At 67.2% G+C, this 20,534-nt stretch carries 21 protein-coding genes; 13 read left to right on the plus strand and 8 right to left on the minus strand.

Annotation, left to right across the window (positions count from 1 at the left end; translation table 11 throughout):
• The 6 genes from V7053_RS04675 to V7053_RS04700 all read left to right on the plus strand — a co-directional run.
• On the plus strand, positions 1 to 788 hold a 788-nt coding region (locus tag V7053_RS04675; protein ID WP_334171105.1), incomplete at its 5' end, for an ATP-binding cassette domain-containing protein.
• Entirely contained in the window at positions 788 to 1,477 is a 690-nt protein-coding gene (locus tag V7053_RS04680; protein WP_334171106.1) for an ABC transporter permease, read from the plus strand. The genes V7053_RS04675 and V7053_RS04680, both read left to right, overlap by 1 nt.
• Entirely contained in the window at positions 1,474 to 2,178 is a 705-nt protein-coding gene (locus tag V7053_RS04685; protein ID WP_334171107.1) for an ABC transporter permease, read from the plus strand. Before V7053_RS04680 ends, V7053_RS04685 begins: the two co-directional genes overlap by 4 nt.
• Complete coding sequence (locus tag V7053_RS04690) at positions 2,175 to 3,134, plus strand: ABC transporter substrate-binding protein (protein WP_334171108.1); 960 nt, start codon at positions 2,175 to 2,177, stop codon at positions 3,132 to 3,134. The genes V7053_RS04685 and V7053_RS04690 overlap by 4 nt, the downstream gene beginning before the upstream one ends.
• An 83-nt stretch (positions 3,135 to 3,217) precedes the next feature.
• Entirely contained in the window at positions 3,218 to 4,438 is a 1,221-nt protein-coding gene (locus V7053_RS04695; RefSeq protein WP_334171109.1) for a pyridoxal phosphate-dependent aminotransferase, read from the plus strand.
• A gap of 18 nt (positions 4,439 to 4,456) precedes the next feature.
• Positions 4,457 to 5,320 (plus strand): PPK2 family polyphosphate kinase, encoded by an 864-nt coding sequence (locus tag V7053_RS04700; protein WP_334171110.1) that lies wholly within the window; start codon positions 4,457 to 4,459, stop codon positions 5,318 to 5,320.
• A gap of 10 nt (positions 5,321 to 5,330) precedes the next feature.
• On the opposite strand, the gene V7053_RS04705 is transcribed toward V7053_RS04700, so the two are convergent.
• Both V7053_RS04705 and xseA read right to left on the minus strand, forming a co-directional pair.
• Entirely contained in the window at positions 5,331 to 5,573 is a 243-nt protein-coding gene (locus V7053_RS04705) for an exodeoxyribonuclease VII small subunit (RefSeq protein WP_334171111.1), read from the minus strand.
• Positions 5,566 to 6,915 carry an exodeoxyribonuclease VII large subunit gene (gene xseA, locus V7053_RS04710; RefSeq protein WP_334171132.1) on the minus strand — a complete coding sequence of 450 codons (1,350 nt, stop codon included), beginning with the start codon at positions 6,913 to 6,915 and terminating at the stop codon, positions 5,566 to 5,568. The genes V7053_RS04705 and xseA overlap by 8 nt, the downstream gene beginning before the upstream one ends.
• Before the next feature lie 178 nt (positions 6,916 to 7,093).
• Here xseA and V7053_RS04715 point away from each other — a divergent pair, with 178 nt between their 5' ends.
• Together V7053_RS04715 and V7053_RS04720 are read left to right on the plus strand one after the other, a co-directional pair.
• A complete protein-coding gene (locus V7053_RS04715) occupies positions 7,094 to 7,939 on the plus strand; it encodes a hypothetical protein (protein ID WP_334171112.1) in 846 nt (281 codons plus the stop codon).
• Between the two features lie 17 nt (positions 7,940 to 7,956).
• The gene (locus tag V7053_RS04720) at positions 7,957 to 9,042 is read left to right on the plus strand and encodes a 4-hydroxy-3-methylbut-2-enyl diphosphate reductase (protein ID WP_334171113.1); all 1,086 of its coding nucleotides are present in this window, start codon (positions 7,957 to 7,959) and stop codon (positions 9,040 to 9,042) included.
• Here V7053_RS04720 and V7053_RS04725 read toward each other — a convergent pair.
• A complete protein-coding gene (locus tag V7053_RS04725; RefSeq protein ID WP_334171114.1) occupies positions 9,039 to 10,250 on the minus strand; it encodes a DNA recombination protein RmuC in 1,212 nt (403 codons plus the stop codon). The genes V7053_RS04720 and V7053_RS04725 overlap by 4 nt on opposite strands.
• Before the next feature lie 63 nt (positions 10,251 to 10,313).
• Here V7053_RS04725 and ychF point away from each other — a divergent pair, with 63 nt between their 5' ends.
• The 4 genes from ychF (at position 10,314) to V7053_RS04745 (ending at position 13,529) form a co-directional block, all read left to right on the plus strand.
• A complete protein-coding gene (gene ychF / locus V7053_RS04730; protein ID WP_334171115.1) occupies positions 10,314 to 11,399 on the plus strand; it encodes a redox-regulated ATPase YchF in 1,086 nt (361 codons plus the stop codon).
• A gap of 557 nt (positions 11,400 to 11,956) precedes the next feature.
• Entirely contained in the window at positions 11,957 to 12,721 is a 765-nt protein-coding gene (locus V7053_RS04735) for a hypothetical protein (protein ID WP_334171116.1), read from the plus strand.
• 140 nt (positions 12,722 to 12,861) lie between these two features.
• A complete protein-coding gene (locus tag V7053_RS04740) occupies positions 12,862 to 13,119 on the plus strand; it encodes a hypothetical protein (protein WP_334171117.1) in 258 nt (85 codons plus the stop codon).
• Between the two features lie 191 nt (positions 13,120 to 13,310).
• Positions 13,311 to 13,529 carry a hypothetical protein gene (locus V7053_RS04745; protein ID WP_334171118.1) on the plus strand — a complete coding sequence of 73 codons (219 nt, stop codon included), beginning with the start codon at positions 13,311 to 13,313 and terminating at the stop codon, positions 13,527 to 13,529.
• Between the two features lie 208 nt (positions 13,530 to 13,737).
• Here V7053_RS04745 and V7053_RS04750 read toward each other — a convergent pair whose 3' ends face one another.
• Together V7053_RS04750 and V7053_RS04755 are read right to left on the minus strand one after the other, a co-directional pair.
• Positions 13,738 to 14,607: a class II glutamine amidotransferase gene (locus V7053_RS04750; RefSeq protein ID WP_334171119.1), complete on the minus strand. Its 870-nt coding sequence runs from the start codon at positions 14,605 to 14,607 to the stop codon at positions 13,738 to 13,740.
• 102 nt (positions 14,608 to 14,709) lie between these two features.
• Positions 14,710 to 15,468: a hypothetical protein gene (locus V7053_RS04755; RefSeq protein WP_334171120.1), complete on the minus strand. Its 759-nt coding sequence runs from the start codon at positions 15,466 to 15,468 to the stop codon at positions 14,710 to 14,712.
• A 130-nt stretch (positions 15,469 to 15,598) separates the two neighbouring features.
• Between V7053_RS04755 and V7053_RS04760 the strand changes: the two genes are divergently transcribed.
• The gene (locus V7053_RS04760; RefSeq protein WP_334171121.1) at positions 15,599 to 16,528 is read left to right on the plus strand and encodes a ketopantoate reductase family protein; all 930 of its coding nucleotides are present in this window, start codon (positions 15,599 to 15,601) and stop codon (positions 16,526 to 16,528) included.
• 64 nt (positions 16,529 to 16,592) lie between these two features.
• Here V7053_RS04760 and V7053_RS04765 read toward each other — a convergent pair whose 3' ends face one another.
• The 3 genes from V7053_RS04765 to V7053_RS04775 are packed head-to-tail and all read right to left on the minus strand — an operon-like array spanning position 16,593 to position 20,531.
• The gene (locus V7053_RS04765; RefSeq protein ID WP_334171122.1) at positions 16,593 to 18,701 is read right to left on the minus strand and encodes a beta-galactosidase; all 2,109 of its coding nucleotides are present in this window, start codon (positions 18,699 to 18,701) and stop codon (positions 16,593 to 16,595) included.
• Positions 18,702 to 18,744: 43 nt separating this feature from the next.
• Positions 18,745 to 19,653, minus strand: a complete 909-nt coding sequence (locus V7053_RS04770; protein WP_334171123.1) for a carbohydrate ABC transporter permease — start codon at positions 19,651 to 19,653, stop codon at positions 18,745 to 18,747.
• Positions 19,650 to 20,531, minus strand: coding sequence for a carbohydrate ABC transporter permease (locus tag V7053_RS04775; protein WP_334171124.1), 882 nt, complete (start codon positions 20,529 to 20,531; stop codon positions 19,650 to 19,652). The genes V7053_RS04770 and V7053_RS04775 overlap by 4 nt, the downstream gene beginning before the upstream one ends.
• Positions 20,532 to 20,534 lie beyond the last annotated feature (3 nt).

The raw sequence follows: 20,534 nt of genomic DNA on the forward strand, positions 1-20,534 counted from the left end.
GGGAGCTGCTCGACGTCGTCGGCCTACCGCAGACGCTCGCCAGCCGCTACCCCGCACAGCTCTCGGGAGGTCAGCAACAGCGCGTGGGCGTCGCCCGCGCCCTGGCCGCGGATCCCCCCGTGCTCCTCATGGACGAGCCGTTCAGTGCCGTCGACCCCGTGGTGCGGCACGAGCTGCAGCAGGAGCTCCTCCGCCTCCAGCGCGACCTCGGCAAGACAATCGTGTTCGTCACCCACGACATCGACGAGGCCGTGCTGCTCGGCGAACGCATCGCCGTCTTCGCGGTAGGCGGGCGCCTCGCCCAGGTCGCGGGACCCGAGGAGATCCTTCGGGCGCCCGCCGACGATTTCGTCGCAGGCTTCGTGGGCCGCGACCGCGGGTTCCGGCACCTCGGCTTCTACGATGACGGCGGCCTCGCCGTGGACGGCGCCGAGACGTTGACCAAGTCGCAGCTCGATCGGGCGCGGCCCACGGGGTGGACCGTCGTGGTCGACGACGGAGGCCGGCCAGCCGGATGGGCCTCGCCGGAGAATCCCGGCACGCTAGTGAGCGGCGGCTCGCTGCATCGGGCCGGTTCGTCGCTCCGGACCGCGCTCGACGCCGCGCTGTCCTCGCCGTCGGGACGCGGCGTCGTCGTGGACGACGACGGCCGGTTCGTCGGCACCGTCGGCGCCACCGCGGTCATCGCCCAGGCGGACCGTCGACGTGCGGAGGCACAGCGCGAGCGGGCCGAGTCGCGGGGCCGGCCGCAGGCCGGCGCCGAGACCATGGCGGGGGAGACCACCTGATGGAATGGGCCATCGCGAACGCTGGCCGCATCGCCTCGCTTGCCGGGCAGCACCTCGTCCTGGCGATCGTGCCGCTCGTGCTCGGTCTCGTCATCAGCCTCCCGCTCGCCCAGCTCGTGCGGAGGCACCCCGCGTGGCGGACGGCGCTCCTGACCCTGAGCTCCGTGCTGTACACGGTGCCCTCGCTCGCGCTGTTCATCATCCTTCCGGTGCTCCTCGGCACGCGGATCCTCGACCCCGTGAACGTCATCGTCGCCCTGACCGTCTACGCGGTCGCCCTGCTCATGCGCTCCGCCCTCGACTCCCTCGATTCCGTGGACGGAGAGCTGAGCCTCGCAGCCCAGGCGCTCGGCCACACCTCCGTCAGCCGGTACTTCCAAGTCGACCTCCCGCTCTCGCTCCCTGTGCTCATCGCAGGGCTTCGGGCGATCTCCGTCAGCAACATCTCGCTCGTGAGCGTCGCCGCCCTTGTCGGCATGCCGAATCTCGGGATCCTTTTCACGGAGGGACTCCAGCGCGACTTCGTCACAGAGATCGTCGTCGGCCTCGTGGCGATCCTCGTGCTCGCGCTCATCATGGACCTCCTCCTCGTGGTGCTCGGCCGCCTGCTTTCTCCCTGGGCGCGGTTCGCCTCCGGTGCGGCGGCCAGAGAGGCCGGAGCGCCGACGCGAAGGGCGGCGCGAGCGTGAACCTCTTCGAACAGACGTGGGCCTGGTTCGCGGATCCCCTCCAGTGGTCCGGATACTCGAGCATCCCCACCCGACTCGGCGAGCACATCTTCTACACGCTCCTGACCGTGGCCATCGCGAGCGCCATCGCCCTGCCGATCGGGGCGTTCGTAGGCCATACGGGCCGTGGGCGCGTCGTCGTCGTCGCCATCGCGGGCGCGCTGCGTGCCGTGCCGACCCTCGGCCTCCTCGTCCTGTTCGTGCTCTTGGCCGGCATCGGGCTCATGCCGCCCATCTGGGCGCTCGTGATCCTCACCGTCCCGCCGATCCTGGCGGGAACGTATGCGGGCATCGCCGCCGTCGACCCCGTGGTGGTCGACGCCGCGCGCGCCCAGGGCATGCGGGAGCTCCAGATCCTGTTCGGGGTCGAACTCCCGAACGCCGCCCCCGTCATCTTCGGCGGAATCCGCGCCGCCGTGCTCCAGGTGATCGCGACAGCGACCGTCGTCGCCTATACCAACCTTGGCGGCCTCGGCCGCTACATCTTCGACGGCCTCGCCCTCTCCGATTACCCCCAGATGCTCGGCGGCTCCGTCCTCGTGGCGGCGCTCGCCGTCGTCGCCGACCTCGTCCTCGGCGTGCTTCTCCGACGCCTTGGTCCTCGCTCGGCCTCCAAACGGGGGCTCCCGGCCCCGGAGGTCCTACAGGAAGGAATGCCATGACCAGTCACCTGCCCTCCATCCCGCGCCGCCGGGCGGTCGCCGCACTGGCCGCGGGCCTCGGATTGAGTCTCGCGCTCAGCGCGTGCGGAGGCTCTTCGAATCCCCTGAGCTCTGGCGGCGCGTCGAGTTCGGCCTCCGGCGGCGGCAAGACCCTCGTCGTCGGATCCGCGGACTTCACCGAGAGCCAGATCATCGCCGAGCTCTACGCGGGGGCCCTCAACGCGGCGGGGATCCCCGCGACGACGAAGCCCAACATCGGCGCTCGCGAGGTGTACTACAAGGCCGTCCAGGACGACTCGATCGACGTCGTCCCGGACTACACGGGCAACCTGCTGCTCTACTTGGACCCGAAGGCCACCCAGGTCTCCGCCTCCGACATCGCGTCCGCTCTGCCGAACAAGCTGCCGAAGGGCCTCTCGGTCCTCGACCCGGCCCAGGCCGAGGACAAGGACGCGATGGTCGTCACCAAGGCGACCGCGACCAAGTACTCGCTCGAGAGCATCGCCGACATGTCGAAGGTCTGCAGCGACCTTGTCATCGGTGCCCCCGCGACCTTCGAACAGCGCGCCTACGGCCTGCCCGGCCTCAAGGACAAGTACAACTGCGTGCCGAAGCAGTTCCAGCCGTTCAACGACGGCGGCGGCCCCGTCACGCTCAAGGCCCTCCTCTCGAACGACATCCAGGTGGCCGACATCTTCACGACGACCCCCTCGATCCCGGACAACGACCTCGTGGTCCTGGCCGACCCGAAGAACAACTTCATCGCCCAGCAGGTCGTCCCGCTCGTGAACACGGCCAACCTGACCGACGCGGCGAAGAAGGTGCTCAACAATGTCTCGTCCAAGCTCACGACCACGGACCTGATCAACCTCAACCGCGCCGTGAGCGGCAACCAGAAGCAGAGCCCGGCCGACGCTGCGAAGGCCTGGCTCAAGGACAAGGGCCTCGCGTCCTAGCCCTTCCCGGCAGCGAAAGCAATGCCACAGGGTGTGAGCGGAATCTCGAAAGGGACGCCCACACCCTGTGGCATTCTTAGGGAATGGCCGAGTTCAAGCAGTCTTCCAAGCTCCACAACGTCCTCTACGACATCCGGGGACCGATTCTGGAAGCTGCCCAGCAGATGGAGGCCGAGGGTCACAAGATCCTCAAGCTGAACATCGGCAACCCGGCCCCGTTCGGCTTCGAGGCTCCCGACGCCATCCTCGTCGACATGATCCGGCACCTCCCGCACGCGCAGGGCTACAGCGACTCCCGCGGCATCTTCTCCGCGCGGACCGCGGTCTCGCAGTACTACCAGACGCGTGGCATCCAGAACATCGGCGTCGACGACATCTACCTCGGCAACGGCGTGAGCGAGCTCATCACCCTCTCGCTCATGGCGCTCCTCGAGCAGGGTGACGAAATCCTGGTCCCGACCCCCGACTACCCCCTCTGGACGGCGTCGGTCTCGCTTGCGGGCGGCCGGGCGGTGCACTACTCGTGCGTCGAGGAGGCGGACTGGGAGCCGGACCTCGAGGACCTCGAGGCGAAGATCACGCCGCGCACCAAGGGCATTGTGGTGATCAACCCGAACAACCCCACCGGCGCCGTGTACTCGGACTCGACCCTGAGGCGGATCGCGGCGCTTGCCGAGCAGCACGGGCTCATCGTCTTCGCCGACGAGATCTACGAGAAGATCCTCTACGACGGGAACACCCACACCAACATGGCCGCGTTCACGGACGAGGAGGTGCTGTGCCTGACGTTCAGCGGCCTGTCCAAGGCATACCGCGTCTGCGGGTATCGGGCCGGGTGGATGGCGATCTCGGGGCCGAAGAAGACCGCGGCCGACTACCTTGAGGGCATCAACCTTCTGGCGAACATGCGTCTGTGCGCGAATGTGCCGGCGCAGCATGCGATTCAGACTGCCCTGGGCGGGTACCAGAGCATCAACGATCTGATCCTCCCAGGCGGCCGCCTGCTCGAGCAGCGCAACAAGGCGTACGAGATGCTCAACGCGATCCCCGGTGTGTCCACCCGCCAGGCCAAGGGCGCCCTATATCTGTTCCCGCGCCTCGACCCCGAGGTCTATCCGATCAAGGACGACGAGCGCTTCGTCCTCGATCTCCTGCGCGAGCAGAAGATCCTCGTCTCGCACGGCCGGGCATTCAACTGGCACGCGCCCGACCACTTCCGGATGGTCACCCTTCCGGCCGTAGCGGACATCGAGGAAGCGATCGGCCGCATGGCGGACTTCCTCAGCAGGTACGAAGGGAACTGACTCACCCCGGAGGCAGCAATGACGCAGCGCGCGGCTGAGAAGGTCTTTGAGGACAGCCCGGAGCACCTGTTCGGCGTCGGGCCGGACTTCTCGCTCGCAGCAGTGGATCCCGCCTCGACCCCCGCGTTCGCCGGGCGCAAGTCGGACGGCAAGGCGGTGCTGTCCGCGAGGAGTTCGCGCCTCACCCGGCTCCAGGAGCGTCTGTTCGCGGAGGGACGCTCAGGGCGCCGTCGTTCGCTCCTCCTCGTTCTCGAGGGCATGGACACCTCCGGCAAGGGAGGGGTCATCCGGCACGTGGTGAGCGCTGTCGATGTCCAAGGCGTCCAGCTGGCCTCCTTCGGGCCGCCCACGGAGACCGAGGAGCGCCACGACTTCCTCTGGCGCGTGGAACGTCAGCTTCCTGGCCCAGGCATGATCGGGTGCTTCGACCGCTCACATTACGAAGACGTCCTCATCCACCGTGTGCACGGCTGGGCGGAATCCCGGGAGCTCGAACGGCGGTATTCGGCGATCCAGGACTTCGAGTCACGACTCCATGAGGACGGGACCCGAGTCCTCAAGATCATGCTGCACATCAGCAAGACCGAGCAGCTCCGCCGGCTTTCGGCCCGACTGGCCGATCCCACGAAGCACTGGAAATACGATCCCGGAGACGTCGACGAGCGGCTGCGCTGGGACGACTACATGGCGGCCTACGAGGCGGCTCTCGTCAGGACCAGCACCGCTTACGCGCCCTGGTATGTGGTCCCGGCGGACAACAAATGGTACTCGCGCCTCGTCGTGCAGGATCTGATGCTCGGCGTGCTCGAGCGGATGGATCCGCAGTGGCCGCCCGCGTCGTTCGACGTCGAGGCCGAGAAGCAGCGGCTCGCAAAGAGCTGAACGGCCCAGGCTATTCGCTTGAGGTCGGCGTGCTGCCCGTTTCGGGCTGATGGCGGGCGGCATCGAGCCGGCGGGGGGCGGCGCCGAGCCACTCCTCGCAGCGTTGCGCGAGCGCCTCGCCTCGCTCCCAGAGCGCGAGCGATTCCTCGAGGCTCACGCCGCCGGCCTCGAGCTTTGCGACGACAGCGACAAGCTGCTCCCTGGCTTCCTCGTAGCTCAACTCCGCGAAGGCGTCCTGCTGGGCTTCAGTCATGCTGGGTTCCTCCGTCTGCCTGGGATGGGCTTGGCTCGTGTGCGGTGTTCCGGGTGGCTGAGGCGAGTTCGCCTTCCGACGTTGCGACAATGGCGCCGCGGGAGAGCCGGACGCGGAGCGCGGTGCCGGTGGGCGCGTCGTCGGGCGCCCGGATGACGGCGGCCGCAGGGCCGTCGAGCAGTTGAACCACGGAGTAGCCGCGGTCCAGGGTCTGCTGCGGCGAGAGGGCCCTGACTTGGGCGCGGAGATGCTGGACGGCGTCGTGGCCGCGGGCGACGGCGGCTCCCACCGCGTGGTGCGCACGGCGGAGGAGCCGCTCGAGATCGTCATGGCGGATGTCGAGCATCTGCTCGGGCCTGGCGAGGACAGGGCGGCTGCGGAGGAGCATGAGCTGCTGTCCCTCCCGTGCGACGTGCAGGGCTATCTGGCGTTCGAGGCGTTCGCGGCACTGCCGGACACGGGCAAGCTCCTCGGTGACCTCGGGGACGATGCGCTTCGCGGCGTCCGTGGGGGTGGACGCTCGGAGGTCGGCGACATCGTCCAGGATCGGCCTGTCCGCCTCGTGGCCGATGGCGCTGACGACCGGCGTTGCGGCCTGCGCGACAGCCCGCACCAGGCGCTCGTCGCTGAACGGCAGGAGATCCTCGAGAGAGCCGCCGCCCCGGGCTACGACGATCACGTCGACCTCCTCAATGGCATCGAGCTCGCGCAGCGCCGAGATGACCTCTGTCACGGCGCTCGCTCCTTGGACTGCGACCTCGCGGATCTCGAAGTGGACGGCCGGCCAGCGCAGCGCGGCGTTGCGCAGCACGTCCTTCTTCGCGTCCGAGTCGCGGCCCGTGATGAGACCGATGCGGTGGGGGAGGAGGGGGAGGCGGCGCTTGCGCGATTCGGCGAACAGGCCCTCCGCGCCGAGGGACTGCCGCAGCCGTTCGATGCGGGCGAGCAGGTCGCCGAGGCCGACGGGGCGGATATCGCGTACCTGCATGTTGAGGCGGCCGGTTTTGAGCCACATTTCGGGCTTGACGAGGGCAACGACGCGTGAGCCGCGTTCGAGCGGTTCCTTGAGCCGGGCCATGACTTGGCCCCACGCGGAGGCGGACAGTGAGATCTCCGCCTCGACGTCGCGCAGCGTGAGGAACGCATTCGTGCCGCGCCGGCTCAACTCGATCACCTGCCCCTCGACCCAGACTTGGGGCGACCGGTCGATATGCTCCTTGAGCTTGCGGGAGAGCAGCGCGAGGGGCCAGGGATTGTCCGGGGACGTGTCCGCGGCGCGCTCCGGAAGGCTCTTGGGGGTCTCCGCAGGTTCGGCGGCGTCCTCCGCGGGCCCGTCGGACATTCCGAAGGCCATGGCGTCTAGCGGCTCGGCCGACTCAGGCATGTCCTCCCCCTCTCCGGAGCGCTGGGTCATGTCCCACATCTATCACGGGCCACCGACAGTCCGACGCGGCTCGTCGTCCAGAAGCGATCAGCTTCGCCCTCTACGATAGGTGCGTTGTCGCCGACCCCGGGAAGCCATGCGTACCGTTCTCTCCGCACTCTCAGTGCTGCTCGCCGTCGTCCTGACCGCCGTGGCGGTCCCCGCATCGTGGCTCGACCGGAATGTTGTCGACGAGTCCGGGTTCGTTCAGCTGCTTTCCCCGATGAGCACTGACAAGCAGCTCCAGTCGACTCTCATCTCGAATCTCGACACTGCGGTCATCTCGGACTCGAGCATCCCCTCGGTGCTGCGCCCGGTCGCCCAGCAGGCGGTCCAGGGGCTGGCAACGAGCCTCGTGTCCGATCCTGGCTTCCCCCAGGCATGGAACGACACGCTCCGGGCCAGCCATCAGATCAACTTCAGCCCCGACAAAGCCTCGGCGAACGCCTTCGAGCTCGAACTCCGGCCCGTGGCAGCGCTCATGGCGAAGCGGGTCGGCAGTTCGCTCAACGTGAACATTCCAGGTCCCTCCACCCTTCAAGTCCAAGTGGGGACGGCCCAGCAGCGCTCCTGGCTCACGGGCGCGCAGGACCTCGCCGCACTGTCCCTCCCGCTGAGCTTGGGCGCGGTCCTTGCGTTTGTTCTGGGCCTGCTGTTCGCACGACGGCGCGGGGTCGCCTTGGCGTGGGCAGGCATCGGCCTGCTGCTGGTTGCCGCGCTCTATCAAGGGGCGGTCGGCCTCGTCCCGGCCGTAGCGTCGTCTCAGGGGAGCGCAGGGTCGATGTCGTCGACGTTCGGCGCCAGGGCTGCGGAGCTCGCGGCAGCGAACTTTGAAACGTGGATCGCAGCCGTCGCGATCGCGGGAGCGGCGCTGCTCGTGTTCGGGGCGGTGCTCGGCGCGGTTCGCCGCAGGCAGAGGGTTCGGACCGACGCGCGGTGGTGACTCGCTAGCATTGGATCATGTCTTCCGCGCCCGTTTCCCTGTCCATGCCCTCGGTTCCACGACGTCGCCGGACTCCTGAGGAAGTGGCTGCGGCGGTTCAGGTCGCAGGTAAGAAGCGCGTCCTGCTCGCCGCTCCGCGCGGCTATTGCGCTGGGGTCGACCGGGCCGTCATCGCAGTAGAGAAGGCGCTCGAGCACTACGGTCCGCCGGTCTACGTCCGGAAGCAGATCGTCCACAACCGCCACGTCGTCGAGACACTCGAGGAGCGGGGCGCGATCTTCGTCGACGAGACGGACGAGGTCCCGGAGGGCTCGCTCGTGGTCTTCTCGGCGCACGGCGTGAGCCCGGCGGTAGTCCGATCGGCCGAGGACCGGGGGCTGCGGACCATCGATGCCACGTGTCCGCTCGTGACCAAGGTCCACCGCGAGGCTGTGCGGTTCGCGAAAGGCGATTACGAGATTCTGCTGATCGGCCATGAGGGCCACGAAGAGGTCGAGGGTACGTACGGCGAGGCCCCGGAGCACACGCAGATTGTGAACTCGCCCGAGGAAGCGGACACGATCGAAGTCCGCGACCCTGACCGTCTTATCTGGCTCTCTCAGACCACGCTCTCCGTGGACGAGACGATGGAGACCGTTCGCCGCCTGCGCGAGCGCTTTCCGAACCTCCAGGACCCGCCGAGCGACGACATCTGCTACGCGACCTCGAACCGCCAGGCCGCCATCAAGAAGATCGCGCCTCAAGCGGACCTTGTGATCGTGGTGGGCTCGGCGAACTCGTCCAATTCGGTGCGGCTCGTCGAGGTCGCGCTCGAATACGGCGCCAAGAAGGCCTACCGGGTCGACTTCGCGAACGAGGTCGACGAATCCTGGTTCGAGGGAGTGGAGACCATCGGCGTGACCTCCGGCGCGTCGGTGCCGGAGGTACTCGTCCAGGAGGTCCTTCGGCTCGCGGCCGACTACGGCTACGAGACGGTCGAGGAAGTCGTGACCGCGGAAGAGGACATCCTCTTCTCCCTCCCGAAGGAGCTCCGAGCCACTCTCAAGGAGATGGGCGATGGCAGCCGCGGGCTCGGCGGCCGCGGCCAGCGCCCCACGAGCTAGCCGGCCTGCGAGAGCTCGTCGAGCAGTTCGCTCGCGCTCAGCACCCTCGGCGTGCTTGCGAGCGGAGCAAGCTCGGGCAGCGTCTCCGGCGCCCCCGGGTCGAGGGCGCTGATCCGTCGGGCCGTGGGGAGGACGCGAGATTCGAGGGCGCCGACGAACGCGTTGTAGCGCTCCACCGAGGATTTGAGCGACGTCCCGAGCTTCGCGACGTGGCCTCCCATCGTGCCCAGCCGGCTGTACAGCTGCTGTGAGAGCTCGAACAGTTCGCGGGCGTTCTCCGTGAGGAGCTCCTGCCGCCAGCCAAAGGCGACCCCCTTCAGGAGAGCGATGAGCGTCGCGGGTGATGCGAGTGCCACGTTCCGCGAGAACGCGTAGTCGAGGAGTCCTGGGTCCTCGATGAGGGCTTCGGCAAGGAAGGATTCGGCTGGAAGGAAGCAGACGACGAGCTCGGGGCTCGCCCCGACGGATTCCCAGTACTTCTTGGTGCCGAGCACGTCCACGTGGGTGCGCAGGGCCTTGGCATGGTCGGCGAGGTGGCGTCTCCGCGCCTCGAGGGCCGGAGCACTCGCATCCTGCGTGAGCCCTTGGGCTCTGAGGTACGCGGCAAGCGGGACCTTGGCGTCGACGATGATGTGCTTCTGCCCGGGGAGGTGCACGACGAGGTCCGGACGGTGTGCGCCCGCTTCCCCGGAGGCCGTGACCTGCTCGCTGAAGTCGACCCGTTCCAGCATGCCTGCGGCCTCCACGACCCGGCGCAGCTGTACCTCCCCCCAGGTTCCGCGCGAGGCGTTGTTGGACAGGGCCGCGTTCAGTGCATGGGTCGTCTGGAGGAGGGCTGCGTCCGACTCTCGGGCGGATTGAAGCTGTTGCGCGAGCTGGCCGTACTGCTCGACGCGGTCGCGTTCGAGGAGTGCGACCTGGCGCTGGACGGCCCCGAGCTTCTCCGCAACCGGTGCGAGCGCGCGGAGGACGCTGTTCTCCTGCTCGTCGAGCGTCGTGAGCGCGGCGTTCTGGCGCGCAAGCAGGTCCCTCTCCGCGGTGGCTCCGGCCAACTGTGCCTCAAGGTGGGAGACGCGAGCCTGGAGCGTTGGCGACGTGCCGCCGTCGTGCGCTGCTCGGCGACGGGCCAACGCGAAGCCGGCCAACGCGCCGAGAATGAGGGCCAGCAGCGCCACGAGGAGTGTCACGAGAGTCTGAGTTCCGTCCATGGACTCACCTTGGCATGGGGCACCGACAATTCTGGGACGAGGGCGCCGGTATGATGGATGACCGTGGCTCTCACTATCGGCATCGTCGGTCTCCCCAACGTCGGAAAGTCGACGCTCTTCAACGCGCTGACGCGCAACCAGGTCCTCGCGGCGAACTACCCGTTCGCGACGATCGAGCCGAACGTCGGGGTCGTGAGCCTTCCCGACCCACGGCTCGGGCAGCTTGCCGAGATCTTCAAGTCGGAGCGCATCCTCCCCGCGACGGTCTCCTTCGTCGACATCGCCGGTATCGTCAAGGGCGCGTCGGAGGGCGAGGGCCTGGGCAACCAGTTCCTCGCCAACATCCGCGAGGCGCAGGCGATCGCGCAGGTCGTCCGCGTGTTCGACGATCCCGACGTCGTCCATGTCGAGGGCCGTGTCGATCCCCGGTCGGACATCGAGACCATCCACACCGAGCTCATCCTCGCCGACCTCCAGACGGTCGAGAAGGCCTTGCCGCGCGTCGAGAAGGAAGTCAAGAACAAGAAGCGTGACGCCGCCGAGCTCGCCGCGCTGCAGGCCGCTCAGGGGGTTCTCGAGCGAGGTGACACCATCATCTCCGCGGTCCAGACGGACAAGCTTGACATGGACGCCCTCAAGGAGCTCAACCTCCTCACGGCCAAACCCTTCATCTATGTCTTCAACGCAGACGAAGGCGTACTCGGAAGCCCGGAGAAGCAGGCCGAGCTTCGCGCCCTCGTCGCCCCCGCGGACTGTGTCTTCCTCGACGCCAAGCTTGAGGCCGACCTCGTCGAGCTCTCGGAGGAAGAGGCGCGCGAGATGCTCGAGATGAACGGGCAGGACGAGTCCGGACTGGACCAGCTCGCCCGAGTCGGCTTCCACACGCTGGGCCTCCAGACCTACCTCACGGCGGGGCCGAAGGAAGCTCGAGCATGGACAATCCATCGGGGGGACACGGCGCCGCAGGCGGCTGGCGTCATCCATACGGACTTCCAGCGGGGCTTCATCAAGGCCGAGGTTGTCCACTTCAAGGACCTCGTCGATGCGGGTTCGATGAACGAGGCGAAGGCGCGCGGCAAGGTCCGAATCGAAGGCAAGGACTATGTGATGGCCGACGGCGACGTCGTGGAGTTCCGCTTCAACGTGTGATGCGGGCTGGATTCCCGCGAGATTGCTGGGATCAGGCCTCTTCGATACCCGTGTGCCGGGCCTAGTGGTAAAGGACTGTGGATGGCCAGCCGTTCACCACTGGGCCCGATGCTGTCGCTGTTTGGACCAAGGCCACCAGTGCTGCGCCTGCGTCAGCCAAAGCCGGCATGCCGTCCTCATCGGCGACCCCGGCTGGGTTGCGTTGGACGACGTGTGGCCGGAGCTAAGCTTCGATGGCCGCTTGTTGGGGCTCGTATTGGCGCCCGCCGATCGCACCCTGGCGCGCATCGCTGCGGCTCCGAGCGCGGAGGTGGGAGCCCGTCAGGCGTCCACCTGGTTGTCGGTCCAGTCTTCTGAGAACTCGACGGAGGGGTGCGGGCCGTGCTCTCTCGTACAGGGTGCGCCGGGACGCCTGCGGAGGGCCGGTGGCGGTGGCAGGGGACCCGCTCTTGAGCCCTCAGCCTGTGACTGTCCCTGAACGCTTCAGTCGGTCATTTCCTTCGGGAACCCTCTGGGGCTGCAGCGGCGATCCGCACTCCGGTGCGAGGATTGGCCGCATGGGGAAGCAGGACGACGAGGACATCGAGGTGTGGTCCGCGGGCCTGATGTGGGTCGAGGCAGCGGAGATGCAGTGCGCAAGGTTCCAGAGGGCGGCGGTGTTTAATGCGGCGGCGCTGCTGGACGCGCGCACGAGGTCCCTGCTGGAGGCCCATCCGGAGAGACGCGACGAGTCCCGACCTCCTGTTCTCGTACCTACTGTGGCGCTGCACCTACAGGAGCGGATCGAAGGGGCATTCCTCCTCTCGGCGGTCGGCAGCGTGTTCCGAGCCCACGACCGGCTGCCGTGGCGGCCGCTGACGGCGCTGAAGCGGACGGCTCTGAAGGAGGAAACGCTGCTGCGGGACCTGAGGACCGCCTCCGAGCACTGGGATCAGTACGGCAGGTCTCCGCAGGCGGTGATGGAGACCGAGCACGCGAAGGCCTTCTTCGAGAGCCAAGAACGGCTCGCGAGGGGGCGCGGCAGGGAAGCGCTGGCCCGGTTCCGGGAGCTGGCACGCGATGACCCGTGGGCGGTATTCGAGCTGCCGCTGCCGGAGTCGGATGAGGTGTGGATCTGGGGGATCCCCCTCGCCCCCGTCAGGGGGTGGCTGCGAGAGGTCCGGCAGCGGCTGGAACGGGCACTGAAGGTGGTCGGGCAGGAAGCCCCGGGCATGCTCAAGAGCAGGATCGAGGGCGACGATGGGGTGGAGTGGCCGCAGGAGCGGGCACGCTACCGGCTCTGGCGCGAGGACATGAAGCACCTGCCCGAGCACGGGTTCTGACTCTCCTCCCATCCGATGCGCTGCGTTCAGCAGTGCATGCGCCCGACGGCGCGCCTGCAGATCGAGCTTGCGGAGCTGGACCCTGGGCGCGTTTTCGAACTCGACGCGGCAGCTCTCGCTACTTCGGCCAGACCAAGACCATGCGCTATTACGCGGTCTCCAAGGGCGGTGACCTGATCTGCCTGATCCCCGTCAGCCCAGACGGCACTGGAAAGTCGATGGGGTGCGGGCATGTCAGGGGTTTTGAAGGCCACGGGCTCCGGGTCGGGCTGAACGGTGAGAGCGACGAGGGTCGGCTGATCGTTCCGAACACCGGGCAAATCGCCGTGAGCAAGGATCCTTCTGACACGTGGGTCGAAGTGGCGGACGACTTCCTCGTGAAGGAGGCTTCCCGCTGATGTCGGATGGGACTGCCATTCCGCGGGGCGGAAGGGTTGCCGGATCGCACCAGACCACAACTGAGAGCAGCAGTCATGGTGCCCGCGGCCAGGGCGAGGGTGCAGGATGTGCCTATGCGGGCTCGTCCCGGGGCGCTCTCGGAGGCTACGGTGCCCGCCCCCAGCGGCGAGCCCGCATGCTTGGAGGGCAAATGAGGCGAACAGCAGCAGCCCTGCTGGCCGGAGGGGCGGTGGTTGCGTCTCTCGCTGCCGCCGCCGTCGCATCCGCCGCAGGCCATGAGCCCGCGGTCCGCCTGCCGGTCCCGGCGACCCACAGCGTCCGCGTTGTGCCGCTGCAGGCCACCCCGATACCCGGAGTGGTGGTCTCCCCGATGATCCCGGCAGCCCCGCTCACCTCGCCTGCGCCCTGACCGCAGGGAACTCGCCGTTGCAGACTTCGGCGGGGGCCTCCGATGAGGGAAGGGGTTGGCGCCGAGTTCCGCTTCAACGTGTGACTCGCCCGTCGTCGGTCGAGCATTGAGGTGACGGGCCCGGTGCTCCCTCACGACACCGAATTGGCTCGTGGCCGGACCCGCCACTCCTGCTGCCTACCCGCGGGTAGGGCTCCAAAACCGACTGCTACCTCTCGTGGGGCTCTTGAGAGGCCGCCGCCTTCGCGTTGAGATCGCTGAGTTCGAGTTGGCGTGCAGGGCTCCGGGGGAACGGGCGGCTTGACGCGGGGCGGAGGTCGGGGCCGACGTGGAGCAGTTCTCCGGGCCCCATGAGACGCCACCGTGGATCGTCGTCCATACGTTTGGTGGCGACGAGGACGCGGTCCGCCATGTCCTCGCTGCGAACGCTGATTCGAGGACTCGTCGCCTCGAGCCTCTGGGGAGCCGCGGCAGCGCCGGTGTGGTCCTCGCGGACGTAGAGCTCGTGCGACTCAGGGTAACGGAGGGCCCACAGATCCGTGGCCGTGGTGATGATGAAGTTCAGGCTGAAGATCGGGAGTTCTTCGGCCATCCACGACACCGCCCTGACGATGCCTTCCTCAAGGTTGCCGCCAGCGTGCCGGGTTTCGGCCGTGATGAGGGCGAACATCCGCTCGCTGTCGGTTTCGCCGCGCACGAGTCCTGCTGCCCCCAGATCCTCCAGCCGCTGCTCGAGCAGCGCCAGTCCCGTGAAGGCCCCGTTGTGGGCGAAGAGTCTGCCTGCCTGCTCGAACGGATGGGTGTTGACGTAGGTGTGTGCCCCCGTGCTCGCGTAGCGAACGTGGGCTACGAAGGTAGTGCTCTCGAGGTCCCGGGCCTCCCTCGCGAAGGCGCGATCCTGCCACGCGGCCACCGCTTGTTTCTCCACCTTGGGATGTCCCTCGGGGGTGAAGATGCCCACTCCCGTTCCGTCCGGCTCCCGCCGGCTCTGCTCCAACAGGCTCTCCGGTGCGTTCAGCAGCCAGAAGGTCGCGTGGGTCCGCGCGCGGCCCGAGTGCAGTCCGAACAGGCGGCACATCGCCCCTCCCAGTGTCTTTTGACGGCGCTGGGCTCACTCTACTGGGAGGGAAGGACGCTCCGTCAGCCTCCCGCCGGGTACCGAAGAGTTCCTCGTCGGCAATCAGGCCCTGCGCGATCCGCGGAGGGCCGGGCGGAGAGCAGTGGGGTCCAAAGTGCCGTGCTCTCGTACGGCGGTGGCCCAGCGTTCGGGATCGCCCAGGTGCTCTCGCGCGAACGAGGAGATCGGATCCGCGGGCTCGTGCATGCAGGCCCACCCGAGATACTGAAGGTTGCGCTCGTAGGCAAGGACAAAGGTCATCAGAAATGCCCCGGCCCGTTCTCGCACTTCGGGGCTGGCCGCGAGATAGTCGATCTGGGGGAGGGCCGCGAGGGCGTAGGCCTCAGTGTCCTCGTCGGCGTCTTGAGGCGGCCGCGGCACCTCACCGGTTTCGAAGACCTTGAGCGCCACCGGCAGCGCGTTGTCCCTGAGTTCCTCGTCCCGGTCTCCACAGATGCCATCCAGCACCTTGCGGTATGCAAGCGTGTTGGCCACGTTGGCCGACATGATGCCGCATGCCGCGCCCAAGGGCATGTCCCCTTCCGGCACTTCGCTGCTGTGGGCGCCGAGTCCGTCCGCGACCGTGCTCGCAAGCATCCCCACCGCTTCGCAGATCTGGCGCCTCGCTGCGGGGGTGGCCTCCGGGAAGTCCCCGGCGAGCGTCTGCAGTGTGCGGGGCGGCAGGAGCCCCAGCGCGGTCCGGGCCGTCGGTTCGTCGGTGGGCCAGAGGCGACCATCGAAACCCATGAGGGTTCCCGTCTCCGGGTCGGCGAGCGGGCAGAGCATGGACAGGACATGGTGTGCTTCGTCTGCATGGGTCACCCAGGATGTCTTCCCGCTGACGCCGCTCTCAACCCATCGTCTTGGCAGCCGGCAAGGAGGAGGCAATCATCAAGGGACGGCCCACGGTCACTCGGCGGAAGGGCCAGCACCCCAGAGCAGGAGGTACGTCATGAGGATTCTGATCGCGGGCGCGGGCGCCACGGGCGGCTACTTCGGTGCACGACTGGTGCAGGCGGGCAGGAACGTGACGTTCCTGGTCCGGCAACGCCGGGCCGATCAGCTCGCCCCGGGGCTCCGGCTGGTGACTCCTCAAGGCGAGGAGACCGTCCCCGTCCGGGCACTTACGCCGGAGCAGCTGGACGGCAGTCCCTTCGATCTGGTGGTCCTTGCGGTCAAGGCAGGAGCCCTGCCCTCGGTTCTCGACCAGCTCGGCGCTGCAGTCGGCCCCGGGACGCTCGTCCTGCCATTCCTCAATGGGATGCGGCACCTGGAGATCCTGAACGAGCGCTTTGGGGAGGACCGAGTCCTCGGGGGTTCAGTGCGGGTCGTCACGCTGGTGACGGACGACGGCGCGATCCGGCAAGTCCTGCCGCTGGCGGACATCGTGTTGGGCGCCCAACCAGGAGGTTCCGCCGAGAGGGCGGCTGAAGTCGGGCGCGAGCTTTCGGTGCCGGGCTACGAGCTGCGAGTCACTGACCACATCCTGACGGCGATGTGGCACAAGTGGGGCTTCATCGTCGCCGCGGGGGTCGGATCGCTCCTGATGAGGGCCAACTTCGGAGAGATCGCGTCTGCCCCGGGAGGGCCCGAGTTCATCGGCAGGGTGCTTTCGGAGACCGACCGCGTCCTAGGCGCTTCAGGGCATCCCGTCTCGGATTCGTCCCATCAGGCCACCCTAGGGCTACTTGCGCAGCCGGGCCTGCCCTTCGTTCCGTCCCTCTTCCGGGACTTCACCGAGGGAAGAGAGCACGAGGGGGAGCACCTGCTCGGCGATTTCGCGGCCAGAGCGCGGATCGCCGGGGTGGAGACCCCGATGACGGATCTGGCGCTCTTGCAGATTCGCGTCCACGATGCCGCAAGGGAGGGTACTCGGGCATAGGGCGCCAGGGTGGAGGCCCGGATTCCTGTTCCTCGGAAGTCGGGCCTCCGCCATGGGGGGCCGCTCAGGCCCCGGTCTCGACGAGGAGTTTGACGTCCCAGGGACCAAGCTCGATCTTGTCGACTTTGGCTTGTTCCGCGTCGAGGAGATTGTCCATCGTGCGCGGCGTCGGGACCGTGAGCGGCTCGCGGCTCCAGTTGTGGACAAAGTGGAGGCGGCGTCCATCGTGCGCGGTGGAGGAATGGACTGTCACGGCTTCGGGCAGGTCTTCCCAACCTCGTGCCGACTCAGGGGAGAGCCATCGGATGAGGTCCGCCGCCAGCTCAGGGTTCGGCAGTGTGCCGACAACCGTGATCCTGCCCTTTCCAGCCTCAGCCGTTGTGATCGCGGGGTAGCGGCCGAATTCCGGGTGCACGTAGCTTGCCAGCACCGTCGTTTCGTCTTCTTCGAGGTAATCGAGCCAGCGGGTCGCGCGGCTTGTCGGTGAGACCTTGAAGTCCGGTGACGGCTTGAGCTCGAGGTCGATCTCGAGCTGGGCGCCCTCCTGGCCGTGGACCCCCGCCGTAGCGGCCAGACGAGCTGGTTTCGTCTCGAGCCGGGCCCGCGCTTCTGTATCGGCGTAGGCCGTCCGCATCCCCAGCACGAGGTGGCCGCCGGCCTCGGCGTAGGCCAAGAGCCAGTCAAGAAGGCCGTCGTCGGCAATGTACAAGCCAGCCGCGATGAGCACTGGCAGCTCCTCGGCGAGCTGTGCCGGATCGAGTTGCACGCCCGAAGCTGGGTCGAGAATCTGGCGGTCATGGAGGATTCTGACCGGAGCCCCCGCCCGGAACGACCCCTGGTAGAAGGCCTCGAAGATTCGCTGGTAGGAGCGTTCGTCTCCCTTCATGGGCGGTTCCGCGAGGAAGCAGGGTTGGCCGGCAAGTCCCCATTTGGAGTCGTTCGAGTAGATCATGCCGATGGCTGCGTCGGGCCTGAGCCCGACCAGAGCCTCGCCCGCAGCCTCGAGCTCAGCTCCGAGGCCTGCAAGTTCGCGATAGACACGGCCCGGCTTCTGATCATGGGGAAGGACTCCGACCCAGAACGTCTCCGTGCCGTAGTGGTTGGTGGCCCAGTGCCAGTATTCGATCATCTCAGCGCCGCGGGAGATGAACGCATACGCAGCTTGCCGCCATTGACCGTCGAAGGCCGGGTACTGCATCGCTGAGCCGCCGATTGCTCCCGCATTGGTCTCGGTTACGAGGAAGGGGGCCTGTTTGGAGGAGTACATGCGGTCTGCGCTCTGGAAGAGGCTCCAGGCCCCGCTGGTCGCCCACCCACGTGGAGAGGAGGCGGACTGTGGGACGGCGAAGGCGTCTTGCATCGCGTAGTACGGGTTCCCCGCAGTGACATCGAAGGACCGCGTCATCTCCTGATCGTGCTGAGAGGGACGGTCGTAGGCGATGCAGGTCGTCACGAACTGCTCGGGTGTGGCGTACTCGCGCACGATTCCCGTCTGCCATTCCAGGAATTCGGTAGTGAGACGGGCCTGGAAGCGTCGCCACGCGAGGTCGTACTGCGGTTGAGCGTTGTTGTCGGGCGTCCACAGATCAGCCCAGGTCGAGAGCTGATGCGACCAGTAGACAAGCCCCCACGCCTTGTTGAGGTTTTCGACTGAGCCGTACTGACGGCGCAGCTCGTCGACGAAACGCTGGAAGACGCCCCGGTTGTGGAAGGAGAGAAGCCCCGGTTCGTTGTCGACCTGATACCCGATGACGGCGGGATGCCCAGCGAATCGGCCGACGATCTTCCGTATCGCGCGCTCGGCGTGGAATCTGAAGGCGGGGTGGGTGTAGTCGACTTCCTGGCGGGCACCCCACCCCAGCGGTTGGCCGGTCTTGGGCTCGCCCGCGATCTCCGGATACCTCCGGGCGAGCCACATGGGAATCGCGTAGGTCGGGGTGCCGAGGATGACGGAGATGCCCCGCGCGTGGGCCTTGTCCAAGACCGGCGTCATCCATTCGAGGTCGAATTGTCCGTCTTCCGGCTCCCATTGGGACCAAGTGGATTCCCCCACGCGGATCACCGTCATACGGGCGGCGACCATGAGGTCAAGATCCTCGTCGAGACGGGGTGAGGGTTGGTACTCGTGGTAGTAGGCGGCACCGAAGAGAACTTTGCGAGGTCGGGCAGACATGTCCCTGCTTTCGTGGTAGATGCGGTTGGAGCGATGGCCCGGATCACGCTTTGACGGCCCCGGCGCCCAAGCCCGACTGCCAGTACCTCTGGAGGAAGAGGAACGCGGCCATGAGGGGGAGCACTGAAACAAGGGAGCCGGTGATGACGGTTGAGAAGAGGGCCTGAGAGCCTGAACCCGCTGCAGAAGCCGCCTGCCATTGCGCGAGGCCGACTGGGAGCGGGAAGAGCTCTGGACTGTTGAGCATGATGAGCGGCAGGAAGTAGTTGTTCCACGTCGCCACCAACGTGAACAGAAGTACCGTGATCGAGCCGGGTACGAGGAGCCGGGAGACGATCTGGAAGAAGATTCGCATCTCGCTGGCCCCGTCGACCCGGGCGGCTTCGATGAGCGAATCCGGCACTGCTTCGGCGGCGTAGACCCGCATGAGATAGACGCCGAATGGGCTCACCAGCGATGGAAGTATGACGGCCCAAGGCGTGTTCGTCAGCCCCGCTCCTGCGAAGAGCAGGTAGGTGGGGATGGCGAGGGCGGTCATAGGGATCATGACCGCGCCGAGGACGATGGCGAACATCGCCCTCCCGCCAGGAAACGTGTACTTCGCGAACGCGTAGCCCGCGGCAGTCGCGAGGGCGGACGCCCCCACGCCGCTTGTGATCGCGTAGACGAGGCTGTTGAGGATCCAGTGCCCGAAGACGCCGTCCTGGAAGGTGAAGACGTCATGCAGGTTCTGAGCGAGGCTGAAGTGGGAGAACCAGAGTCCGAAGCTGCTGAACAGGTCGGCGTTCGACTTCGTGGAGGAGACGACGAGCCAGAAGATCGGCAGAAGGAAATACACAAGGCACAGGAGCATGACGGCGGTCAGCAGCGTGCTCTTGCGCTTCCCTGGGCGTCGACGCGAGGGCGCGTCTAGTCTGCGCTCTGCGGTTCGTTCCGCGACGGAGAGGGTCATGCCGCGTCCTTCCTTCTCGCGCCGAGCTGAACCGCGTAGCTGACGGCCATGATCACGATGCCCAGGAGGAAGGCGATCGCTGCCGCGTAGTTGGAGTCTTGGTTTACGAAGGAGAGCTGGTAGGCGTACATGTTCGGCGTGTAGTCCTGCCCGATCGCGACGGGTGCGATGACCCGCAGGAGATTGGGCTCGTTGAAGAGCTGGAACGAACCAATGACCGAGAAGATGGTCGTCAGCAAGAGCGCCCCCCTGATCGCGGGCACCTTGATGCTCCAGGCAATGCGCCACTCGTTTGCGCCATCAACGCGCGCGGCCTCGTAGAGTTCGGAGGGAATCGATCGCAGCGCCGCGTACATGACGATCATGTTGTAGCCGACGAATCCCCACGTGACGATGTTCATGATGGAGAACAGCACGTTCCCGCCCGCGAGGAAATCGGGTGCTGGCAGGCCGATTGCCTTCGCGAGCTGCGCAAACGGGCCGAAATCCTTCCCATAGAGATAGCCCCACATGAGCGTCGCCACCACGCTCGGGATCGCGTAGGGGAGGAAGACGCCGAGGCGGATGAAACGCTGAAGCCGAAGCATTCCGCTGTCCAGAGCCAAAGCGAACAGCAGGGAGAGCCCCAGCATGATGGGGACCTGGATGACCAGGAACAGGGCCATCCGAGCGACCCCGCCCAGGAAGGAGGGGTCGGATAGGGCCCTGGCGTAGTTCTCAAGTCCTACGAAGGACACCCCGCCGATGAGTTGCTTCCGAAAGAAGGAGAGGTACCCGGCGTATACCAGCGGTACAGCGACCATCAGGGCGAAGACGGCCATGAAGGGCAGGGACAGGGCGTATCCGGCGGCGTACTGCCTTCGGCGCGCGCGGTTCACGCC

The sequence above is a fragment of the Sinomonas sp. genome (genome assembly GCF_036848755.1).
Taxonomy (GTDB): Bacteria; Actinomycetota; Actinomycetes; order Actinomycetales; family Micrococcaceae; genus Sinomonas.

Coding starts and splice junctions, on each gene's coding strand:
- V7053_RS04680 (WP_334171106.1), top strand. CDS start 788: ATGGAATGGGCCATCGCGAACGCTGGCCGCATCGCCTCGCTTGCCGGG.
- V7053_RS04690 (WP_334171108.1), top strand. CDS start 2,175: ATGACCAGTCACCTGCCCTCCATCCCGCGCCGCCGGGCGGTCGCCGCA.
- V7053_RS04695 (WP_334171109.1), top strand. CDS start 3,218: ATGGCCGAGTTCAAGCAGTCTTCCAAGCTCCACAACGTCCTCTACGAC.
- V7053_RS04700 (WP_334171110.1), top strand. CDS start 4,457: ATGACGCAGCGCGCGGCTGAGAAGGTCTTTGAGGACAGCCCGGAGCAC.
- V7053_RS04705 (WP_334171111.1), bottom strand. CDS start 5,573: ATGACTGAAGCCCAGCAGGACGCCTTCGCGGAGTTGAGCTACGAGGAA.
- xseA (WP_334171132.1), bottom strand. CDS start 6,915: ATGTCCGACGGGCCCGCGGAGGACGCCGCCGAACCTGCGGAGACCCCC.
- V7053_RS04715 (WP_334171112.1), top strand. CDS start 7,094: ATGCGTACCGTTCTCTCCGCACTCTCAGTGCTGCTCGCCGTCGTCCTG.
- V7053_RS04720 (WP_334171113.1), top strand. CDS start 7,957: ATGTCTTCCGCGCCCGTTTCCCTGTCCATGCCCTCGGTTCCACGACGT.
- V7053_RS04725 (WP_334171114.1), bottom strand. CDS start 10,250: ATGGACGGAACTCAGACTCTCGTGACACTCCTCGTGGCGCTGCTGGCC.
- V7053_RS04735 (WP_334171116.1), top strand. CDS start 11,957: ATGGGGAAGCAGGACGACGAGGACATCGAGGTGTGGTCCGCGGGCCTG.
- V7053_RS04740 (WP_334171117.1), top strand. CDS start 12,862: ATGCGCTATTACGCGGTCTCCAAGGGCGGTGACCTGATCTGCCTGATC.
- V7053_RS04745 (WP_334171118.1), top strand. CDS start 13,311: ATGAGGCGAACAGCAGCAGCCCTGCTGGCCGGAGGGGCGGTGGTTGCG.
- V7053_RS04750 (WP_334171119.1), bottom strand. CDS start 14,607: ATGTGCCGCCTGTTCGGACTGCACTCGGGCCGCGCGCGGACCCACGCG.
- V7053_RS04760 (WP_334171121.1), top strand. CDS start 15,599: ATGAGGATTCTGATCGCGGGCGCGGGCGCCACGGGCGGCTACTTCGGT.
- V7053_RS04765 (WP_334171122.1), bottom strand. CDS start 18,701: ATGTCTGCCCGACCTCGCAAAGTTCTCTTCGGTGCCGCCTACTACCAC.
- V7053_RS04770 (WP_334171123.1), bottom strand. CDS start 19,653: ATGACCCTCTCCGTCGCGGAACGAACCGCAGAGCGCAGACTAGACGCG.